Source organism: Syntrophorhabdaceae bacterium (assembly GCA_028713955.1).
In the GTDB taxonomy this organism is placed as follows: Bacteria; Desulfobacterota; Syntrophorhabdia; order Syntrophorhabdales; family Syntrophorhabdaceae; genus UBA5609.
In genome coordinates, this window is sequence record JAQTNJ010000256.1 from 1 (window position 1) to 4365 (window position 4365).

Below are 4365 nucleotides of genomic sequence, written 5' to 3' on the forward strand. Positions count from 1 at the left end.
AGATAATGCGCAGGGGTCTCTACAAGAACAAGCAGGCGGTCATGGAAGGCAGCGAGGCCATAAAAGTTGACGGGACGATATATACCGGGCAGCTCGGGAATGATTACTATACATTTGACGTCGTTGATGAATCGGGGAAGATAAACCTGAACGCGCTGACCGACGGCTCCGGCGTGATCATAAACAACCTCCTCGTAAACCTTGGGGTCAAAAAGGAAGATGCCGACACGATTGTAGATTCAATCCTGGACTGGAAAGACGCCGACGAGTTCCACAGGCTCCACGGCGCCGAGAGCGACTACTATATGTCTCTGCCAAATCCCTATAAGTCAAAAAATGCCAGGCTGGACGCTGTCGAGGAACTGCTGATGGTAAAAGGTATAACCCCGGAGATACTCTACGGAAGCAATGAGAAGGCTGGTCTTTTTGATCTCCTTACGGTTTATGCGAGGACGGGAGGGATCAATGTGAATGCAGCACCGAAAGAGGTCCTGGCCGCCCTGCCCGGTATGACCCCCGAATTGGCAAACAAGGTCAGCTCACTCAGGGAATCCGCGGAGATGAAAACTCTGGAGGATTTGGGATCCATTGTTGGCATGAGCCTCCCCTTGATGTCTCCTTACGTTGGTGTCTCAGAGTCAAACACATACACGATCAAAGCAACGGGATACAAAAAGAACGAAAAACAGGGTTTTACCATTATGGCCACAGTTGTCATTGAAAGCAACAGCAAATACAGGTGTGTTTATTACAAAAGCCCTGCAGGTGCAAGGCAGCGGCAGGAATAGGATACATACAAAGGACAGGAAGAAGAGGATGATTTACCGATGATATCCAGGGCAGATGTAGAGAGATTATCCACCATGGGCGCTGATTTTATTGTCAGGATCGTGAAGCTCTGGAAACCTGTCTGGAGGGTTCTTACATTACAGCTCATGGATGGTATGATTGTTCCGAAAAAAGTCCTTTCAGTGTCTATAGAGAGAGGTTCCCTCTGGGTAGTATCAGGGTCAAGGTTTTTATCAAAGATCAGGGTTATGGATCTCAGGAAATACACCTTCGAAGAAGGGAAGTATCTGAGCCCCGCAAGCCTTGTTTCAACCATTTCTCTGGCTATCAAGGAACTGAGAGCCAAACATACGGGAATCACCCTGATCATTCCCAGGGACTGGGTAATTATGAGAACAGTTCAGCTTCCCTCTACCGTGAAAGAGAATATTTCTGATGTGATTACCTACGAACTCGACAGGCTTACACCCCTCAGCGCGGAAAACGCCTACTATGATTTCAGGATATCAAGCGAGCAGCCGGAAAAACTCACCATCATCGTTGTGGCCGCAAGGGCCGACTTGATTAACCAGTATCTGGATGCTCTGCGCGAAGAATCGATAGATGTGGAAAGGGTTACAGCCAGCCTCTCAAGCCTGGGCACACTCTGCAGCTATGTGGACCCGGGTAGAGATTCCATCTGCCTGGAGGTCGATTCACTCGGATACGAAGCAGGCTTGATACGCAATAACGCCATTGTATCCTCTCTTAGAGAGGGTTTTAATGAGAAGGATGAAAAATCGAACGTTGCAACCATGGTTAATTCCTTGAGAACGATCATCGCTGCGGCAGCGCAACAAGACGAAGTCCTTCCTGTCCTTGTTTACCCGGGCGGCCAGAATTATGTCGCGCTGGAAGATCAACTCGATATTCCCATCAGGATATTGAGTAATCATGACATCAAGGGCAAGATCCTCACCGACAAAGAAGATATCTCTTATACGGCAGCAGGAGGAATTCTTGAGTCTTTATGGCCCGGGGCCAGGGGCTTCAACCTCCTCGGGAAAGGGGTGCACGGAAAGACAAAGATACCCATGGCAGTCACCCTCGTCCTCCTCTTCATCCTCCTTGTCTCCTGGATCCCCTATGCCATGCTCCCCCTCCAGAGAGAAGAAAAAAGGCTTGCGGAGATCGACCGCCAGATATCGCTCCGGAAAGAAGAGGTCGGTAAAGCAGAAGCGTTGAAGAAAGAGGTACAGGCTTTGACGAACGAGATAACCGCTATCAGGGACTTCAAAGAGGCAAAACCCATGGCCCTTGTTATTCTAAAAGAGCTTACCACGATCCTGCCGAAGAGCGCGTGGCTCACGAGAATAAAAATGACAGGCACGACCATAGATATTGAGGGATACGCCGGTTCTGCTTCGGAGATACTCCCCAAACTGGAGCAATCGCAATATTTCAAAAAGGTTGAATTTACGTCACCTACTGTCAGGGATACACGATTGAATGCAGACAGGTTTGTGGTGAAAATGGAGATAGAGGGTTTCGGCAAAGAAGGAGGAGAAAAGACAAAAGATGGAAACAAGAAGTAAGATTATAAAGTTTGCCATACCTGCGATTGTTGTGCTCTTCGGTCTTGTAATATACCAGTACGGTTATATAAAGATCCGGGCAGAGATGTCCTCGGTCAGGGAGATGCAGGTGATGAAAAGCAGGACACTGGAAAAATACATAACGATCATCAGCGAGAGGCCCCTGATCGAGGCCAGGCTTGCCTCCTCGAAGGAGCAGAGGAAGGCCGACGACGCGAAGATCATAGAGGGACAGACATATTCCCTTTCCGCCAATACCCTTGAAGATATTGTCAAGGGCATCATCACAGGCAGAGGCGGCTCCATATCGAGCGAGCGGGTTGAAAAACCAGACGATCTCGGTGCGTTCAAGGTCGTCAACGTGAGCATGGACGTGGTCCTGCCTGATACGCGGGCGCTGAGCGACATCATCTACAGCATAGAGACGCGGACGCCTTATATTATTATCAAGGAGCTCGACGTGAGGGCGAGGAACATCAGGGAGCCGAGGGAGCTCATGGTAAAACTGAGAATAGCTGCACTGACAGGTGGAAAATAGGATGCGTTCTTTTCAGCGTTTTTACAAAGATGTCAATCTTCTGAACATTATTCTTTTTGTGGCAATCCTTGTGCTCGTGGTCTTTGACGTGGTCCCCCTCTTTGACATGCGTGTAAAGTTCACCCTTCCCGCGGCAAAAGTAAAGACCGCCGCGAAGCAGGAGATCCCCGTCGCATCGAATGCCCAGACGCCGTCCCCTTCCGATTACACGCTCATAGGAGAGGATAACCTTTTCCATCCTGAAAGAAGGACGCCGAAAGAGGAGAAACTCCTGCCCAAGCCCGAGCTTGTGCTCTATGGGACCATAGTCGCCGAGGGAGCCAGCGTTGCATATATAGAGGACAAGAAGTCCCCGAAGACCACGCCCGGAAGGGGGAAACGGCAGACAGCCGTCAAAAAAGGCGATGTCATAAGCGGCTTCGTCCTCAGGGAGATCGAGGCTGACAGGATAGTATTGACGAGGGGCGAGGAGACGATATCAGTATACCTTACGGACACAGGGAAACAGAGGGGAAGTGAGACCACGTTATCGCCTTCAAAGGCCACCGGACCGGATACAGGCTTTTACCCCGAACCAGCTACAGCGCTTCCCGGATCATCTCCCTCGAAACCGGCCGCAGCTCCAGCCGCTGCAGCTCCTGCTCCCGCGCCGTCAACGGCCCCTGTTATACGAACTCCTCCGGCAACCCGGGGAAGGGGTAATTATAAGGTGAGAACACCCGGGCAAATCAATACCCCTGCCGGTCAATGATGGAATTTTGAGGCGATTGTCTCTCAGTATCCTTCGAGTTTGAAATCGGTGAAGATCATCGCGCAGGTGGCGATGACGGTAAAGATCAGGTAGAAGACAAGCGTCATGAAGGTCAGCCGCTTTTGGATCCCGGGCACAATCTCTTTTAGGCTTTCAATGTGTCTCGCAGGCATCAGTACACCAACACCTGCTCCTCCCACAGCACCTCCAAGCAGGGCCACATAAAGCGGGTAGCCGATATAATGATACTCTCCCTGCAGGATGCAAAACGGGCAATGGTGAGTAGGCAACTCATAGAAGTAAAGCGAGATAAATGAGATAATCGCTGCGATTGATACGACAAAAGTGATCACGCTCATAACGGAAAATAGATATCCCACACCATTCCGTGCACGGTAAAAATAGAATCCTGACGCTATTGTAAGGGCCATGGAACTATAAAAGACGATCTTCATGGGTATGCTTGGAAGCGCCGCAAGACCGGCCCCTGCCGATCCGCTTTCCGGGCTGAAAAGACTTCCGCAACATGATGTAATGACATGAGCCCTGAGGTTCAGAAAATAGGAGCCCTGAATGACCATCTCGGTAATGATGAAGGGGACTATAACCAGAAGAAAGAGGTATTTCTTTTTTATCAACGGGTAATCAACGGCTTTGTTGTCTGTATAATTCAGAATGAGCCACACTCCCCCGAAAAGAAAATTTACGATCTT

Annotated in this window: 5 protein-coding genes; 4 read left to right on the top strand and 1 reads right to left on the bottom strand. The window is 49.9% G+C overall.

The features are described from left to right. The 4 genes from PHU49_15165 to PHU49_15180 form a co-directional block, all read left to right on the top strand. A partial coding sequence (locus PHU49_15165; GenBank protein MDD5245346.1) for a type II secretion system protein GspK occupies positions 1-788 on the top strand: 788 nt, incomplete at its 5' end. Between the two features lie 39 nt (positions 789-827). Then, the gene (locus PHU49_15170; protein MDD5245347.1) at positions 828-2363 is read left to right on the top strand and encodes a PilN domain-containing protein; all 1536 of its coding nucleotides are present in this window, start codon (positions 828-830) and stop codon (positions 2361-2363) included. Further along, positions 2347-2901 carry a GspMb/PilO family protein gene (locus tag PHU49_15175; GenBank protein MDD5245348.1) on the top strand — a complete coding sequence of 185 codons (555 nt, stop codon included), beginning with the start codon at positions 2347-2349 and terminating at the stop codon, positions 2899-2901. Before PHU49_15170 ends, PHU49_15175 begins: the two co-directional genes overlap by 17 nt. Position 2902: 1 nt before the next feature. After that, a complete protein-coding gene (locus PHU49_15180; protein ID MDD5245349.1) occupies positions 2903-3652 on the top strand; it encodes a hypothetical protein in 750 nt (249 codons plus the stop codon). A 23-nt stretch (positions 3653-3675) separates the two neighbouring features. Here the strand turns inward: PHU49_15180 and PHU49_15185 are convergent. Continuing rightward, a partial coding sequence (locus tag PHU49_15185; protein ID MDD5245350.1) for a hypothetical protein occupies positions 3676-4365 on the bottom strand: 690 nt, incomplete at its 5' end.

What these genes read in the sequence shown, in the direction of transcription:
- PHU49_15170 (MDD5245347.1), top strand. Translation starts at nt 828, where the DNA reads ATGATATCCAGGGCAGATGTAGAGAGATTATCCACCATGGGCGCTGAT.
- PHU49_15180 (MDD5245349.1), top strand. Translation starts at nt 2,903, where the DNA reads ATGCGTTCTTTTCAGCGTTTTTACAAAGATGTCAATCTTCTGAACATT.
- PHU49_15175 (MDD5245348.1), top strand. Translation starts at nt 2,347, where the DNA reads ATGGAAACAAGAAGTAAGATTATAAAGTTTGCCATACCTGCGATTGTT.